This window comes from Streptomyces sp. NPDC048514 (assembly GCF_043199955.1).
Taxonomy (GTDB): domain Bacteria; phylum Actinomycetota; class Actinomycetes; order Streptomycetales; family Streptomycetaceae; genus Streptomyces.
In genome coordinates this window covers 47,419-66,518 of record NZ_JBICWT010000002.1, presented here as the reverse complement: position 1 = coordinate 66,518, position 19,100 = coordinate 47,419, and the positions used below count along the sequence as shown (strand labels likewise).

The 19,100-nt window shown below is 75.9% G+C and carries 1 protein-coding gene; it reads left to right on the top strand.

Annotation, left to right across the window (positions count from 1 at the left end):
* Positions 1-100 precede the first annotated feature (100 nt).
* On the top strand, positions 101-19,069 hold the full coding sequence (locus tag ACGFT2_RS03240; RefSeq protein WP_393272970.1) for a non-ribosomal peptide synthase/polyketide synthase: 18,969 nt from the start codon (positions 101-103) through the stop codon (positions 19,067-19,069).
* The last annotated feature ends 31 nt before the right edge of the window (positions 19,070-19,100 follow it).

Genomic DNA, 19,100 nt, shown 5'->3' with positions numbered 1-19,100 from the left:
CGCACCGGGCTCCCGCACCACCGACGCCGATGCGCGGGCCGCGCGCGTCCGCCTTCGCACCCCGCGCCGCATCGTCCAGCTCTCCAGAAGGACTTCACCCATGACGGACCTGCACGACAAGCCCGCACCGGCGTCCGCACCGGCACCGTCCGGCCGCACCGCCGGCTCTCCGGAGAGCGCCGTGGCCCCGGCGCGGCCGCGGCCCACGCTCGGCGAGTTGTTCACCGCGTGGGTGACCCGCACACCGGACGCGCCGGCGCTCACCGACGGCCGCCGCACCTGGAGCTACCGCGAACTCGCCGCCCGAGCCGACCGGTTGGCCGGCCACCTGGTGCGCCGGGGTGCGGGCCCGGACCGCGTGGTGGCACTGGTCCTGCCGCGCTCGATGGAACTGGTCGCGGCCGAGCTGGCCGTCGCCCGGACGGGCGCCGCCTTCCTCCCCGTGGACCCCGCCTACCCGGCCGAGCGGCGGGCGCTGATGCTCGACGACGCCGAGCCGGCGGTCATCGTCGACGACCTGCGCCACGTCGGCCGGTTGATGGAGACCGAGGACACCGTGGAGACCGCCGCGGGTGCCGCGGACACCCCGGGCGTAGCGGAGGTCGCCGACGCCGCGGGCACCTCCGGCGTAGCGGAGGTCGCCGACGCCGCGGGCACCTCCGGCGTCGCGGAGGTCACCGGCGCCACGGGCACCCCGGGCGTCACGGAGGTCGCCGACGCCGCGGGCATTTCGGGCGACGCGCGCACGGCGGATGCCGTGATGGCCCCCGGCACCGGACACATATCCGGCCGTGGAGGCGTGCCCGGAACCGGAGATGCGCCCGGTGCAGGGGATGTCCCCGGTGCAGGAGACGGGTCGGGTTACGGAGCCGGGCCGGGTGGTGGCGCGGTGGTCGGCGCCGACCACATGGCGTATGTGATCTACACGTCCGGTTCGACCGGGACGCCCAAGGGCGTGGCGGTGACCCACCGCGGCATCGGCGGCTTCACGGCGGCCGCCGGCGAACGCTACGCCGTGGGCCCCGGCGACCGCGTGCTGCAGTTCTCGTCGCCCAGTTTCGACGCCTCCGTACTGGAGTTGTGCATATCCGTGCTGTCCGGCGCGACGCTCGTGGTGCCGCCGGACGGCCCGTGGCTGGGCGACGAACTCGCCGCCGTCCTGGACGGCCACCGGATCACCCACGCCCTCATCCCGCCGGCCGCCCTGGCCACCCTCCCCGACCCGGCCCGGGGCACCGCCCGCCAGCTGCGCACGCTGATCGTCGGAGCCGAGGCCTGCCCCGCCGGACTCGTCGACCGCTGGGCACCCGGCCGCCGCATGATCAACTCCTACGGGCCCACCGAGGCCACCATCGTCGCCACCTGGACCGGGCCGCTGACCGCCGGCCGCGGCACGCCGACGATCGGCGGCGCCCTGCCGCACACCCGGGTGTACGTCCTCGACGCTGCCATGCGGCCCGTACCGCCCGGCACGGACGGTGAGTTGTACGTGGGCGGCGACGCGGTCGCCCGCGGCTACCTGGGCCGCCCGGGACTGACCGCCGCCCGTTTCGTCGCCGACCCCTTCGAGGCGCCCGGCGGCCGCCTCTACCGCACCGGGGACCGGGCCCGCTGGACCGCCGACGGGGAACTGGAGTTCCTCGGCCGGCTCGACCGGCAGGTGAAGATCCGTGGTTTCCGCATCGAACCGGGCGAGATCGAGGCCGCTTTGGTGCGGGCCGGCGGTGTCGGCGAGGCCGTGGTCGTCGTACGGGAGGACGAGCCCGGCAGACAGCGCCTCGTCGGCTACGTCACACCCGCCGGCCCGGCACCCGCTCCCGGCCCGGCCGCCCTGCGTGCCGCGCTGGCCGCTGCCCTGCCCGCGCACATGGTGCCGTCCGCCGTCGTCGTGCTGGACCGGTTCCCGCTCACCGAGAACGGCAAGACCGACCGGGCCGCCCTGCCCGCCCCGGACCGGGCTCCGGCGGCCGGCCACGTGCCGCCGCGCACCGCCCGGGAGCAGGCCCTGGCCGCCATCTGGTCGGACGCCCTGGGCGCCGGACCGGTCGGCGTCACCGACGACTTCTTCGAGCTGGGCGGCGACTCGATCCTCGCCGCCCGCACCCTGGGCCGGATCCGGGACGACCTCGGCGTCCGGCTGACGATGCGGGACGTCTTCACCGCGCGCACCGTCGCCGCGCTGGCCCCCCTGCTCGGCGAACCGTCCGCCGCCGCGCCGCCGGAGCCGATCCCGGCCGCCCCCCGGACGGGCACCCTCCCCCTGTCCAGCGCCCAGCGGCGGCTGTGGTTCCTCGACGACCTCACCGGCGGCGGCACCGAGTACAACACCGGCGTGTCCCTGCGGCTGAGCGGCCCGCTGGACACGGACGCCCTGCGCCGGTCCCTGGACCGCCTCGCCGCCCGCCACGACGCCCTGCGCACCACGTTCGCCACCGTCGACGGCCAGGGAGTCCAGCGCGTCGCCCCGGAGCCCCGGCTGCCGCTGCGCACGGCCGACCTGCGCGACGCCCCCGCGGCCCGGCGCGCCGAGAACGCGCAACGGCTGCTCACCGACGAGCTGAGCCACCCCTTCGACCTCGCGGCCGGCCCGCTCACCCGCGCCCTGCTCGTCCGTCTCGCCGACGAGGACCACCTGCTGCTCCTGGCGCAGCACCACATCGTCACCGACGGCTGGTCCGTGGGCGTCCTCACCCGTGAACTCGCCGCCCTGTACCACGCGGAGGCCACCGGCGAGCCGGACGGACTGCCCGCACCGGCCGTGCAGTACCCCGACTTCGCCGTGTGGGAGCAGCGGCAGCGGGCCACCGGAACGGACGCGGAGGACCTCGCCTACTGGAAGCGGCACCTGGCGGGCATCCAGCACCTGGAACTGCCCACGGACCGGCCCCGGCCCGCCGTCCGCACCGCCGTCGGCGCGGCACACCGGCACCACCTCCCCGCGGACCTGGTGACCCGGCTGCGGCAGCTGGCCGGGGGACGGGGCACGACGGTGTTCACCCTGTTCGCGGCCGCCTCCGCGCTGCTGTTCTCGCGCTACTCCGGCCAGCGGGACGTGGCCTTCGGCACCGTCACCAACGGGCGGGGCCGCCCGGACCTGGAGGACGTGGCCGGCTTCTTCGCCAACACCCTGGTGCTGCGCGGCGACGTGGACGAGACCACGACCGTGGACCGGTTCGTCGAGCACATGCGCGCGACGGTACTGGACGCCTTCGCCCACGACGGGGTGCCCTTCGACCGGGTGGTGGAGGAGCTGGCGCCGCCCCGCGACCCGAGCCGTACCCCCCTGGTGCAGGCGCTCGTCGTGCAGCAGACCGCCACCGGCGTGCCCCGGCGGGCGGGCGGCCTGCGCCTCGACGGCCATCCGCTGCCCCGCCCCGCCGCCCGCTTCGACCTGGTCCTGGAGTTCGCGCCGGACGCGGACGGCGGCTGCGTGCTGACCGCCGAGTTCAACACCGACCTGTTCGAGGCGTCCACCGTGGCCCGCGTCTGCCGTCACCTGCACCGCCTGCTGGACGGCATGGCCGACGGACCGAGCCGGACGCTGACCGAGCTGCCCATGCTCGCGGACGACGAGCAGCGCACCCTGGTCGACAGCTGGAACCCGCCCGTGCGGCGCGCCCGCGACACCGGGACCAGCACGCTGCCGGACCTGTTCCGGGCACAGGTGGCCCGCACCCCTGGCCGGACCGCCGTCGTCTGCGGCTCCCTCCGGCTCGACTACGCCGAGACCGACCGGCGGGCCAACCGCCTGGCCCGGCTGCTCGTCGCCCGCGGGGCGGGCCCGGAGACGCTGGTCGCACTGTGCCTGCCGCGCTCCGCCGACCTCGTGCCGGTGCTGTGGGCCGTGCTGAAGGCGGGCGCCGGCTACCTCCCGGTCGACCCCGCCTATCCGGCCGAACGCGTCCGCTTCATGCTCGACGACGCCCGCCCCACACTCGTGCTCGCCACCGGCGAGACCGCCACCGCCCTCCCCGAGGGCTGCGACCCGCTGCTCCTGGAGGACTGCGACCGGTTGGTCCGGCAGGTCTGCCCGGACCCGGAGACGGCCGCGGGCGACCTGGGCGACGACGACCGGCTCCGCCCGCTCGCTCCGGACCATCCCGCGTACGTCATCTACACCTCGGGCTCGACCGGCCGCCCCAAGGGCGTCGTGGTCACCCACCGCAGCGTCGCCGCCCTCGCCGCCTGGGCGGCGGAGCGGTTCGGCCCGGACCGGCTGTCGCACGTGATCGCCTCCACCTCCCTCAACTTCGACGTCTCCGTCTTCGAGCTGCTGTGCCCGCTGCTCGCCGGCGGCAGCGTGGAGGTGGTCGCCGATCTGCCCTCCCTCGCCGACGCTCCGGACGGCCCCCGGCGGGCCGGCCTCGTCAGCGGGGTGCCGTCCGTCATCTCCCGGCTGGTCGCGGACGGGGCCTCGCCCGTCGCGGCGGACACGATCGTCCTCGCGGGCGAGGCCCTGCCCCTGCAGACGGTGCGCGACCTGCGCGCCGCCATGCCCGGCTGCGAGATAGCCAACGTGTACGGCCCCACCGAGGCCACCGTGTACGCGACCGCCTGGTCCGCCGGCGACCGGACCCCCGATCAGGCCCCGCCCATCGGCCGTCCGGTCGCCCTCACCCGGGCCTACGTCCTCGACCGTGCCCTGCGTCCGCAACCTCTCGGAGTCACCGGCGAGTTGTACCTCGGCGGCGCCGGCCTCGCCCGCGGCTACCTGCGCCGGCCCGGTCTGACCGCCGGCCGGTTCGTCGCCGATCCCTTCGGCGCCCCCGGCGAACGCATGTACCGCACCGGGGACCTGGCGCGCTGGAGCGCGGACGGTGAACTGGAGTACGTCGGCCGGATCGACCAGCAGGTCAAGGTGCGGGGCTTCCGCATCGAACTCGGCGAGGTGGAGGAGGCGCTGCGCGGCTGCCCGGGCGTGGCGGAGGCGGCGGCCACCGCCTCCGAGAGCGACGGGCACCGGCGCCTGGTCGGGTACGTCGTCCCCGTCCCCGGGGAACACGTGGAACCGGAGGCGGTCCGCCGGGCGCTCGGCCGCACCCTGCCCGACTACATGGTCCCCTCGACCGTCGTACCGCTGGACGCCCTGCCGCTCAACCCCAACGGCAAGCTCGACCGCGGCCGGCTGCCCGAGCCGGGCCCGGCCGTGCGCGCCGTACGTCACGTGCCGCCCCGCACGCCGGCCGAGCGCACCCTCGCCGCCATCCTGGCCGACGTGCTGCGGGTGGAACGCGTCGGCGTCGACGACAACTTCTTCGAGCTCGGCGGCGATTCGATCCTCAGCATCCAGGTCGTGGCCCGGGCCCGCCAGGAGGGCCTGCTGCTGACCTCCCGCGACGTCTACCAGCACCAGACGGTGGCGGCCCTCGCCCGGTGCGCGACCGCCGCCGCGGCACAGCCGGTGGCCGGCGCCGGCACGGCGGAGGCCACCGGCACGACGCCCCTGACGCCCATCCAGCACTGGCTGTTCGACACCGCCGCCGACCGGGCCGCCCACTTCGCACAGGCGCTGTCCCTCGAACTGCCCGACGACCTGGACCCCGCGGCGCTGCGCGACGCGCTGGACGACCTGGTCGCCCACCACGACGCCCTGCGCTCCCGGTTCGTCGTCGCCGACGACGGTTCCGGCGCGGTCCACTGGCACATCGACGAGCGGGCGGCCCCCCTCACCCTGGCCCACCACACCGGCCCCGACACCGACACCCCCCACTTCGGCCCCTTCGACCTGGCCCGGGGGCCGCTGCTGCGGGCCGTGCTGCACGACCGTGGTCCCGGCCGGTCCCCCGTGCTGCATCTGGCCGTGCACCACCTGGTCGTCGACGGGGTCTCCTGGCGGCTGCTGCTGGAGGACCTCGACCACGCCTACCGGGCCCGGCGCGCCGGCGACGACGGCGCGGCGGCGCTGCCCGCCCGGTCCTCGGCACTGCGGCACTGGGCCCGCCGGCTGACCGCGCTCGCCGCCGACGGCGGATTCGCCGACGAGACGGAGTACTGGAACACGGCGCTCCCGGACGGCGAGCCACCGCTTCCCGCCGACCTGACCGGCGCCGACACCTACGCCTCGGCCCGGGCGGTGACCGTACGGCTGAGCCCCGAGGACACCGCCGTCCTGCTGCGCACCCTGCCCGACACCTACCGCACCCAGGTCAACGACGTGCTGCTCAGCGCCCTCGGGCGGGCGCTGTGCGGCTGGAGCGGCCGGGACCGGGTGGTGGTGGACGTCGAGGGGCACGGCCGCGAGGAGCTCTTCGCCGACGTCGACCTCAGCCGTACCGTCGGCTGGTTCACCACCCGCCACCCGGTCGCCCTCGCCGTCCCCGCCGAGAGCGGCTGGGACGCCGTACTGAAGCAGGTCAAGGAACAGCTGCGCGCCGTACCCCGGCACGGGCTGGGCCACGACGCGCTGCGCCATCTCGCCACGCCGGAGCCGGCACCGCGCACTCCGGCGGCCCAGGTGAGCTTCAACTACCTGGGGCGGATGGGGGTGTCGGACGAGCCGGACGGCCTGTACCGCGGCACCGTGCGGCCGCTGGAACTGGACGCCGACCCCCGCTCCGCGCGCCCGCACCCGCTGGAGGTCGTGGGCCGGCTGGACGGCGACGCACTGGAGTTCAGCTGGTTCTACTCCGGCGGGCGGTACCGGGACGACACGGTCGCGGCGCTGGCCGGCCGGTTCGCCGACGCACTGGCGGACCTCGCCCGGCACGCCGCCGGGCCGGGAGCCGCCGGGCGCACCCCGTCCGACTTCCCGCTCACCTCGCTGGACCAGGCCACCGTGGACCGGCTCGCGGGGCAGGACCCCGCGGCGGTGGAGGACGTCCTGCCGCTGACCCCGACCCAGGCCGGCATGCTCTTCCACGGCCTCTCCCAGGACGACCGCGGCGTCTACTTCCAGCAGCTGACCTTCGTCCTGGACGGCGTCCCCGACCCGGGGGCCCTCGAAGCCGCCTGGCAGCGGGTCACGGACCGCACCGCGGTGCTGCGCGGCCGGGTCGTCTGGCAGGACGTACCCGAACCGCTCTTCGTGGTGCAGCGCCACGCCGCCGTGCCCGTCACGCACCTCGACTGGCGCGAACTGACGGAGGACGAGCGCGCCGGCCGGCTGGACGAGCTGATGGGCCGGGACCGCGCGGCCGGCATCGACCTGGGCCTGGCCCCCCTCCAGCGGCTGGCGCTCGCCCGCGTCTCGGACACCGCCGTGCGCGTGGTGTGGTCCTTCCACCATCTGGTCCTCGACGGCTGGAGCCTCTTCCAGGTGCTCTCGGACGTCTTCGCGGCCCACGGCGGATCAGGTTCGGGCGCCCTGCCGGACCGCCGCCCCTACCGGGACTACGTGGCCTGGCTGCGCACCCGCGACCGGGACGAGGCCGAGGGGCACTGGCGCCGGCGCCTGGAGGGGCTGACCGAGGCCACGCCGCTGCCCTTCGACCGCGAGCCGCGCGAGACCCACCGTGCCGAGTCCACCCGGGCGGTGCGCGTCACGCTGCCCGACGACACGACCCGGGCGCTGGAGGAACTCGCCCGGACCTGCGGGATCACCCTGAACACGCTCGTCCAGGGCGCCTGGGCGCTGCTGCTGGCCCGGCAGGCGGGCCGGGACGAGGTGGTCTTCGGCACCACCGTGTCCGGGCGGCCGCCCGAGCTGCCCGGTGCCGACTCCATGACCGGGCTGTTCATCGCCACCCTGCCGACCCGCGTCACGGTCCCCTCCGACGGCAGCCTGCGCGACTGGCTGCGCCGCCTCCAGCACGAGCAGAGCGAGGACCGGCGCTTCGACCACGTGGCACTCACCCGGATGCGGACGTTCACCGAACTCCCGGAACGCGTCGCCCTGTTCGACAGCATCGTCGTCTTCGAGAACTACCCGGTGGACGACCGCCGGGCCGCCGCCCACGGGCTGCGCCTGAGCGGTCTCGACGGCATCGAGACCACCAACTACCCGCTGAGCCTGGTCGCCTATCCGGGTGCCGCGCTGGCGCTGCGCCTGGGCTACGACCCGGAGCTGTTCGACGAGCCGACCGTCCAGCGGCTGGCCGAGTACCTCACGGTCCTGCTGCACGGCATGGTCACCGGTGCCGAACGGCCGCCCGCACGCCTGCCGTTGCTGGCGCCCGGCCGCCGTGCACAGGTACTGCGCGAGTGGAACGACACCGCGACCGGCCTCCCCGAGTGCACCGTCGCGGACCTCTTCGCCGCACAGGTCCGGCGCACGCCCGACGCCGTGGCCCTGGAGGCCGGCGACGCAAGCGTCACCTACCGCGAACTCGACTCGCTGGCCGCCGGACTGGCGGACCGCCTCGCCGGTCTCGGGGTGCGGGCCGAACGCCCGGTGGGCGTGCTGATGGACCGTTCCGTGCAGTTGATCGTCGCCCAGCTGGCACTGGTGCGCACCGGCGGGGTGTACGTACCCCTGGACGGCAGGGCGCCGCACGAACGGCTGCGCCGCATGCTGACCGAGTCCGGAGCCGACCTGCTGCTCACCGACGCGACGTGGGAGGAGACCGCCGGGCACATACTGCCCGCCGACGGCATCCTGCGGCTGGGCGACGGGGGCGTGGTGGGCGCCGGCTCGCGGGGTGCCTGGGCGGTCCATCCCGACAACGTGCAGTACCTGATGTTCACCTCCGGCTCCACCGGCGTGCCCAAGGGGGTCGCGGTACGCCAGCGGGACGTCGCCGCGCTCGCCCTCGACCGGGCCTTCAGCGGCCACGACCGGGTCCTCGTACACTCCCCGCACGCCTTCGACGCCGCCACCTACGAGGTGTGGGTGCCGCTGCTGCGCGGCGGCACGGCGGTCCTGGCCCCGCCGGCCGACCTGGACGCCGCCGCCGTCCGCCACGCCGTCACCGAACGGCGGGTGAGCTGCCTGTGGCTGACGGCGGGCCTGTTCCGGCTCCTCGCCCAGGAGGACCCCACCTGCCTGCGCGGCGCGCGCGAGGTGTGGACGGGCGGCGAGGCCGTGCCCGGCGCGGTCGTGCGCCGCGTCCTGGACGCCTGCCCCGGCCTCACCGTGGTCGACGGCTACGGCCCGACCGAGACCACCACCTTCGCCACCCGGCGCGTCTTCCGCTCCGGTGACCCGCTGCCCGCCGTGCTGCCCATCGGACGGCCGCTGGACAACACCCGCGTGTACGTCCTGGACGCCGCGCTCCAGCCCCAGCCGCCGGGCATCCCGGGCGAGTTGTTCATAGCCGGGGCCGGGCTGGCCCGCGGTTACGCGGGGCGGCCGGGGGCGAGCGCCGCCCGCTACGTGGCCGACCCGTTCGGGACGCCCGGCGGCCGGATGTACCGCACCGGCGACATCGTGCGCTGGAGCGCCGACGGCGAGCTGCACTTCGTGGGCCGCGCCGACGACCAGATCAAGATCCGTGGCTTCCGCATCGAACCCGCCGAGATAGAGGCCCGGCTGACCGCCCACCCCGCCGTCGCCGAGGCGGTCGTGTCCCTGTACGAGGACACCGGGCGCAAACGCCTCGCGGCCCACCTCGTGGCGGCCGACGGCGCCGCCGTGCCGTCCGGCGCCGAGCTGCGCGCCCATCTGGCGGCCGGCCTGCCCGACTACATGCTGCCCGCCGCGTTCGTCACGGTGCCGGGGCTGCCGCTGACCGCCAACGGCAAGGTGGACCGGCGGCGGCTGCCCGAGCCCGACTGGTCGGCGGGCGGCGGCGACCGCGCCCACCGCGCCCCGCGAACCGACGCCGAACGCGTCCTCGCCGGGATCTGGGCCGACCTGCTCGGCGTGGAACGCGTCGGCGTCGACGACAACTTCTTCATGCTGGGCGGCGACTCCATCCTCAGCATCCAGGTCGTCTCCCGCGCCCGGGCGGCGGGTCTCGCCCTCACGCCCCGCGACGTCTTCCGCCGCCCCACCGTGGCCGAGCTGGCCGCCGAGGGCGGCACCTCCGCCTCCGTCGCCGGCACCGAGCCGGTCGCCGGCGAGGCCGCGCTGACCCCCATCCAGCACTGGTTCCTCGACCCCCGGCCGGCGCAGGCCGCCTTCTTCAACCAGTCGGTCGTCGTCCAGGCGCCCGGCACCGTCGACCCGGACGCCCTGCGCCGGGCCCTCGCCGCCCTGTGGGCCCACCACGACGCCCTGCGCTCGCGCTTCGTCCTCCGCGACGACGACACCTGGCGGCAGGACGTCGCCCCCGCGGACGCCTCCCCGCCCCGGCTGCTGGAGGTCCACCCGCTCGACGCCGCGACCGCCGAGGAGGCCGAGGCCCGCATCACGGCGCAGGCCCACGCCGGATTCCGGCTCGACGAGGGCCCGTTGCTCACCGCCCGGCTGTTCACCACCGACAGCCGTCCGGACCGGCTGCTGCTGGCCGTCCACCACCTGGTCGTCGACGGCGTGTCCTGGCGCATCCTGCTGGAGGACCTGGAGACCGCCTACCGGCAGGTCACGGCCGGGCAGCCGGTCCGGCTGCCCGCCCGCACCACCTCCGTCCGGGAATGGGCCGACCGGCTGCGCGCCCGCACCGACGACGGCGGCTTCGCGGCTCAGCGCGCCTACTGGGAGGCCACCGCCCGGCACTGCGCCGCGCCGCTGCCGGTGGACGGCGACGGCGGCAACACCACCGCCGACGTCCGCGAGGTCACCGTCCGGCTGGACCGGGAACGCACCGACCACCTCCTGCGCACGGTCCCCGGCGTCTACCGCACCCGCATCGACGACGTGCTGCTCACCGCGCTGGGCCGGGTGCTCGCCGACTGGACCGGACGCGACACCGTCGCCGTCGGCCTCGAGGGACACGGCCGCGAGGACCGGCTGTTCGAGGACATCGACCTGTCCCGCACGGTCGGCTGGTTCACCTCGCTCTTCCCCGTCGCCCTCCAGGTCCCGGCGGGGGAGTGGGGGACCGCGCTGAAGTCGGTGAAGGAGCAGCTGCGCGCCGTACCGGACCGCGGAATCGGGCACGGCGCCCTGCGCCACCTCGCCCGCGACGAACGGATCGCGGCCGCCCCGGCGCCCGGCATCAGCTTCAACTACCTGGGCCGGTTCGACTGGACCGCCGACGCCGCCACGCTCGTCGGCCGGGTGCCCGGCGGTCTCGGCGGCGCGGAGGCGCCCGGCACCGAACGAGCCCATCTGCTGGACGTCGTGGCCCGCGTCGAGGACGGCCGGCTGGAGATCACCTGGTACCACAGCCGCGGACGGCACCGCGCGGAGACCGTCACCGCCCTCGCCGAGGGCATGCTGCGGGCGCTGGAGGACATCGTCGCGCACTGCGGCCGCCCCGAGGCGGGCGGCCGCACCCCCTCGGACTTCCCGCTGGCCCGGCTGGACCAGGCGGCCGTGGACCGCGTCGCCGGCGACGGCCGCGACGTCGCCGACATCCACCCGCTGACGCCGATGCAGGCGGGCATGCTCTTCCACAGCCTGCTCGACCCGGACGGCCGCACCTACGTCAACCAGGTGCAGCTGGTGCTGTCCGGCGTCACCGACCCGCACGCCCTCGCCGAGGCGTGGCAGCGCACCGCGGACGCCAACCCGGTCCTGCGCACCCACCTGGTGTGGCGGGAGACCCCCGAACCGGTCGCGGTCGTACGGGACCGGGTCACCCTGCCCGTCACCCACCACGACTGGTCGGACCGGCCGGCGGACCGGAGCGCACCCGCGCTCGACCGGATGCTCGCCGAGGACCGGGAGGCCGGCATCGACCTGGCGGCGGCTCCCCTGACGCGGCTGGCCCTCATCCGGCTCGCACCGGACCGGGTACGCCTCGTGTGGACCTTCCACCACGTGCTGCTCGACGGCTGGAGCGCCGCCCAGGTCTTCGACGAGGTGTGCGAACGGTATGCGGCACTGGTCTCGGGACGCCGCCCGCGGCTCACCGAGCGCCGGCCCTTCGGCGACTACCTGCGCTGGCTGGCCTGCCAGGACACCGCCGGAGCCGAACGGTACTGGCGCGAGACCCTCGCCGGGTTCCCCGCGCCGACCGCGCTGCCGCGTGACCGGCAGGCGGCCGGCGCTCACAGCGGCTCCTCGTCCGGATCGGTCCGGGTGACCCTCGACACCGCGGTGTCGGCGCGACTGCGGGAGACGGCCCAGCGGGCGGGCCTGACCCTCAACACCGTCCTGCAGGGGGCGTGGGCGCTGCTGCTGTCCCGCTACGGCGGCGGTGACGACGTCGTGTTCGGTACGACCGTCTCCGGCCGGCCCGCCGAACTGCCGGGCGTGACCTCGATGGTCGGCCTGTTCATCAACACCCTGCCCACGCGGGCCCGCGTCGACGGGCGGCGCCCGCTGCTGGACTGGCTGCGCGAACTGCAGACCGCCCAGTCCGAGGCCCGCCGCCACGACTTCGTCTCGCTGGCCCAGGTGCAGACCTGGAGCGAGGTGCCGGGCGGCACGCGGCTGTTCGACTCCATCGTGGTCTTCGAGAACTACCCCTTCGACGAGGGGGCGCTCGCCCGGCACGGGCTGGCCATGGAGACCGAACGGGACCTGGAACCCACCAACTACCCGCTCAGCGTGGTCGTCGCCCCCGGCGACGCCCTGGCCGTCAACCTCGACTACGACCCGGCCGCCTTCGACGCGGCGACGGTGGAAGGGCTCGGGGAGAGCCTGCGCACGCTGCTGACGGAAATGGCCGCGGACCCGGACCGCACCCTGGCCGGCCTGCCGCTCCAGGACCACCGTGCGGCGCTGGCCGTGCTCGACCGGTTCGCCGGAGGGAACGTCCGGGCACCGCAGGACACCCTGCCGGACGCGTTCCGGCGGCAGGTCGCCCGCACCCCCGACGCCACGGCCGTGCTGGCCGGTGAGGAACGCCTCACCTACCGCGCGCTCGACGAGCGCTCCGACCGGCTCGCCCGGCTGCTGCGGGCCGCCGGAGCGGGACCGGAGCGCTTCGTCGCGCTCGCCCTGCCCCGCACCGCCGACCTGGTCGTGGCCCTGTGGGCGGTGCTCAAGAGCGGCGCAGCCTATCTTCCGGTCGACCCCCGGTACCCGGCCGAGCGCATCGCGTTCCTCTTCGAGGACGTACGGCCCGACGCCGTGATCACCACCTCGGACACCGCCGCCGGGCTCCCCGAAGGCCGGTTCACCCGGATCCTGCTGGACGACCTCGACCTCGACCTCGTCCCCGACGGCGACCCCGACCACGCCACCGCCCCGCCGGCCGCCGACCCGATCGGCGCCGGCGGCCGGGACGCGTGGAACGGGGGGGACCAGCGCGACGGACGGCGCGGCCCCCAGCTCCCCGGGCACCCCGCCTACGTCATCCACACCTCCGGCTCCACCGGCCGCCCCAAGGGTGTCGTCGTCAGCCACGCGTCGGTGCTGGCCCTCACCGACTGGGCCGCGGCCGAGTTCACCGGGCGGGGCCTGGAGCACGTCGTGGCCTCCACCTCGCTCAACTTCGACGTGTCCGTCTTCGAGATCTTCTCGCCGCTGCTGTCCGGCGGCTGTGTGGAGGTGGTCCGCGACCTGCTGGCCCTCGCCGAACGCCCCGGGCCGTGGCGCGCCGGCCTGCTCAGCGCGGTGCCCTCCGCGCTGGACCGGCTGCTGGCCGAGGACACCGTGCACGTCACCGCGGACACCGTGGTGCTCGCGGGCGAGGGACTGCCGGCCCGGACGGTCAGCCGGGTGCGCGCGGCCGTTCCCGGCTGCCAGGTGCGCAACATCTACGGACCCACCGAGGCCACCGTCTACGCCACCGCCTTCACCTGCGACCCCGCCGACCCCGACCGCGACCCGCCGATCGGCCGGCCGGCCGGCGGTGCCCGCGCCTACGTCCTGGACCACCGGATGCGCCCGGTGCCCGTCGGCGCACCCGGCGAGCTGTACCTGGGCGGCACCGGTGTGGCGCGCGGCTATCTGCGCCGGCCCGGCCTGACCGCGTCCCGATTCCTGCCCGACCCCTTCGCCGCGCCCGGCGCCCGCATGTACCGCACCGGTGACCTGGTGCGCTGGACGGCCGGCGGCGACCTCGTGTACCTCGGCCGCGGCGACGACCAGGTCAAGGTCCGTGGCTTCCGTATCGAACTCGGCGAGGTGGAGGCCGCGCTGGCCCGGCACCCGGCGGTGGTGGCCGCCGCGGCCCGGGTGGTGGAGCACGACGGCCACCGCCGGCTGGTCGGCTACGCGGTGCCCCGGGACGCGGCCCTGCCGGAAGCGGCCGAGCTGCGTGCCTTCCTCGGCCGCAGCCTCCCCGACCATCTGGTCCCCGCCCTGGTCGTGCCGCTGGAGCGGCTGCCGCTGGGTGCCACCGGCAAGCTGGACCGGCGGGCGCTGCCCGAGCCCGTGTGGGCGGTCCCGGCGTCCGGCGGCGGCCGTCCGCCCGGCACCGCGGCCGAGCGCACCCTCGCGGCCATCTGGTCCGAGGTGCTCGGCGTGCCCGAAGTCGGCGCCGACGACAACTACTTCACCCTCGGCGGTGACTCCGTCCTCGGCATCCAGGTCGTCTCGGCGGCCCGCCGGGCCGGTCTCGTCCTGACGCCCCGGCACCTGTTCACCCACCAGAGCCTCGCCGAACTCGCCGCCGCGGCCGAGGAGTCGCCCGGCCCCGCGCGCGCCGCCGAGGCCGAACAGGGGCCGGTGACCGGTGACGTGCCGCTCACCCCCGTACAGCACTGGCTCCTCGACACCCTCACCGGCGACCCCGCCCACTTCAGCCAGGCCGTCTCCTACGAGCTGGCGGCGGACACCGACGAGGCGCTGCTGCGGGGCGCCCTGGCCGCCGTACTGGACCACCACGACGCGCTGCGGCTGCGCTTCGAGCGGACCGGTGACGGGAACTGGCGGCAGCACGGCACGGCACCCGGCGACGTCCCGCAGCCGCATCTCGAGGTGCACCGCACCACCGGTCCCCGCGAGGTGGCCGAAGCCCTCGCCGCGGGCTTCGACCTGGCGTCCGGGCCGCTGCTGCGGGCCGCGTTGTGCCACCCCGGCGACGGCGCCCGCCCCGTTCTGGTGCTCGCCGCCCACCACCTCGTCGTGGACGCGGTGTCCTGGCGGCTGGTGCTGGAGGACCTGGACACCGCCTATCAGGCACTGCGGGCCGGCCACCGGCCGGACCTCGGCCCCAAGACCACCTCGTTCCGCACCTGGGCCCGGCGGCTGGCCGCCCACACCGCGGCCGGCGGCTTCGACGGTGAACGCGCCCACTGGCGGGACTTCGACGCCGACCTCTCCCTGCCGGTGGACCACGCCGGCGGGGCGAACACCACCGCCGTGGAGGAGAGCGTGACGGCCGGCCTCGACGCCGAGGACACCCGCCGGCTGCTCCAGGACGTGCCCGACGCCTACCGCACCCGCGTCAACGACGTGCTGCTGTGCGCCCTCGGCCGGGTCCTGGCCCGCTGGACCGGCCGGGACCGGGTGGCGGTGACCCTGGAGGGCCACGGCCGCGACGGACTCTTCGGCGACGTCGACCTCACCCGCACCGTCGGCTGGTTCACCACCCTGTACCCGGTCGCCCTCGACGTGCCCCGGGACGCGGACACCGGCACCGTCCTGAAGGCCGTCAAGGAGAACCTGCGCGCCGTACCGCACGGCGGGCTCGGTCACGGCGCCCTGCGCTTCCTGCACCCCACGGACCGTCCGGACCTGCCCGGCCTGCCGCAGATCTGCTTCAACTACCTGGGCCGGCAGGACGGGAACACCCCGCCCGGCGGCCTGGTGCTGGCGCCCCACGACGGACTCACCGGCGGCATGGACCGCGCGGCGGACCGCCCGCACCTGCTCGACGTACTCGGCCGGGTGACCGGCGGAGAACTGCGGTTCACCTGGTCCTACTCGCGCGAGGTGCACCGGCCCGAGACCGTCGCCCGGCTCGCCGCCGAGCTCACCGGCGAACTGCGCGCGATCGTCCGGCACTGCGCCGAACCCGGCGCGGGCGGGCGCACCCCGTCCGACTTCCCGCTCGCCCCCCTGGACCAGGCGGCCGTCGACCGGCTGGCCGGTACCGGAGCCGGCGTCCAGGACGTGTACCCGCTCACCCCCACCCAGACCGGCATGGTCGTGCACGGTCTGGACGACGCCGCACACGGCCTCTACGTCGAGCAGATCACCTTCGAGGTCGACGGCGCCGACGACGTCCGCACCCAGGCCGCCGCCTGGCAGCACGTCGTCGACCGCACCCCCGTCCTGCGCACCTCCGTCGCCCTGCACGACGTGCCGGTGCCGCTGCAACTCGTCCACCGGAACGTGTCGCTGCCCGTCACCGAGCACGACTGGAGCGGCCTGCCGGCCGACCGGCGGGCCACCGAACTGGAGCGGCTGCTCGCCGAGGAACGGGCCCGGGGCGTCGACCTCGACCGCGCCCCGCTGATGCGGCTCGCCCTGGTCCGCCTCGGGACCGGCGCGGTGCGCGTGGTGTGGACCTTCCACCACGTCCTGCTCGACGGATGGAGCGTCTTCCACGTCCTGTCCGACGTCCTGGCGGCGCACGCCGCGCTGGCCCGCGGCGAGCGGCCCCGGCTGCCCGAGCGCAGGCCGTTCGCGGACTACGCGGCCTGGCTCGCCGCCCGCGACACCGGCCGGGCGGAACAGCACTGGCGCGGCGTCCTGGCCGGCCTGACCACGCCGACCCCGCTGCCCTACGACCGCAGGCCCGCCCCGGACGGCACCGCCCGCTCCGGCACCTGGCTGTCCCAGCGGCTCGACGCCGACGCGACGCGGGCACTCCAGGACTTCGCCCGCCGGCACCGGCTCACCCTGAGTTCCCTGGTGCAGGGTGCCTGGGCGCTGCTGCTGGCGCGGTGGAGCGGGGAGCGCGAGGTGTGCTTCGGCACCACCGTCTCCGGGCGTCCCGCGGACCTGCCCGGCGCCGACACGATCACCGGGCTGTTCATCACCACCCTGCCCGCCCGCGTCACCGTCGACGGCAGCGCTCCCTGCGGCACCTGGCTGCGCGACCTGCAGGACGCCGGCGCCGAGGACCGCCGCTTCGACCACATGCCCCTGAACGAACTGCACGGGCTCAGCGCGATGCCCCCGGGCACCGCCCTGTTCGACAGCCTCGTGGTGTTCGAGAACTACCCGGTCGGCGACGCCACGGCCGGCGCGCACGGTCTCACGCTCCGGGAACTGGACGCCCGGGAGGCCACCAACTACCCGCTCACCGTGGTCGTCTCGCCCGGAGAGCGGCTCGCCGTCGAACTCGGCTACGACCCGCGGTACTTCGACGCGGTCACGGCCGGCGCCCTGGCCCGGCACCTGCTGCACACCCTGCGGGTGCTGGCCGACTCGGACGGCACGGCCCGACTGGACGACCTCGACGTCCTGCCGCCCGCCGACCGGGCCCGGCTGGTCCACGGCCCGGTCCGGCCCGACCTCGGACCGGTGCCCCCGGCCACCCTGCCCGCCCTCGTCGAGACCGCGGTGGACCGGTGGCCCGGCGCACCGGCGCTCGCGGCGCCCGGCCGGCTGCTGTCCTTCGCGGAGACCGAGGAGCTGGCCAACCGGCTGGCGCACCGGCTGATCGCCCGGGGCGCGGGACCCGGCACCCTCGTCGCGCTCCTGCTGCCGCGCTCGGCGGACATGGTGCTCGCGCAGCTGGCGGTGGCGAAGTCGGGCGCCGCCTTCCTGCCCGTCGACCCCGCCTACCCGGAGGAGCGCATCGCGCTCATGCTGCGGGACGCCGCCCCCGCCCTCACCCTCGACGGCAAGGAGATCGCGGACCTGCTCACCGCGCCCGAGGCCGGCGCCCCCGGGCACCGGCCCACCGACGCCGACCGGACCCGCCCGCTCGACCCGGACGACCCGGCCTACGTCATCTACACCTCCGGTTCCACCGGCACGCCCAAGGGCGTCGTCGTCACCCATCGCGGTCTCGCCGCGTTCTCCGCCGCCGAGGCCGCCCACTACCAAGTGGCCCCGGGCGACCGGGTGCTGGCGTTCGCCACGCCCAGCTTCGACGCTTCCGTACTGGAGCTGTGCGCGTCCCTGCCGCACGGTGCCCGCCTGGTGGTACCGGCGCCGGGTCCCCTGCTCGGCACCGAACTGGCCGGTGTGCTGCGGACCGAGCGCATCACCCACACCCTGCTGCCGCCGGCCGCGCTCGCCACCCTGCCGCCCGGCACCCCGGGCACCCTGCCGGACCTGAAGACGCTCATCGTCGGCGCCGACGCGTGCGGGGCCGATCTGGTCGCCCGCTGGGCCCCGCACCACCGCATGGTCAACTCCTACGGACCCACCGAGGCGACCGTCGTGGCCACCTGGTCCGCACCCCTGGAACCGGACGGCGGCGCGCCGCCCATCGGCCGCCCGCTGCCCGCCACCGGCGCCTATGTCCTCGACGCCCGGCTCCGGCCGGTCCCCGACGGGGTACCCGGCGAACTGTGGCTGAGCGGACCGGCCCTGGCCCGCGGCTACCTGGGCCGTCCCGGCCTGACGGCGGCCCGGTTCACGGCCGACCCGTTCGGGCCGCCCGGCACCCGCATGTACCGCACCGGCGACCTGGTACGCCGTGACGCCCACGGCGAGCTGTACTACCTGGGCCGCACCGACCACCAGCTCAAGCTGCGCGGCCACCGCATCGAGGCCGGGGAGGTCGAGGCGACCCTCGTGCGCCACCCCGCGGTGCTGGACGCGGTGGTGAGCGTGCGTGAGGACGAACCGGGCCTGCCGCGCCTGGTCGCCCACCTGCTCACGGCGCCCGGCGTGCGGCCGCCCGCCCATGCCGAGCTGCGGGCGCTGGCCGCCCGCACCCTGCCCGGCCACATGGTCCCCACCGCGTTCGTGGCGCTCGACCGCTTCCCGCTCACCGAGAACGGCAAGACCGACCGGGCCGCCCTGCCGGCACCGGAACCGGTCGTCGAGCAGGCACGGGCCGAGCACGTGGCCCCGCGCACGCCCACGGAGGAGGTCCTGGCGGACATCTGGGAGGAGACCCTCCACACGGCCGTGGGCGCCGAGGACGACTACCTGGCGCTCGGCGGCGACTCGATGCGCGCCCTGCTCATCGCCTCCCGCGCCAACGACGCGTTCGGCGTCACGCTGACCCCCCGCGACGTCCTGGTCTCCCGCACCGTCGCCGCCCTGGCGGCACTGGTGGAGGAACAGGTACTGCGCGAACTCGAAGACGCCGCGTACGGCGGCCCCGACCACGACGAACGGTGAGGATCCGACGGCCATGACGTCTTCGAACCCC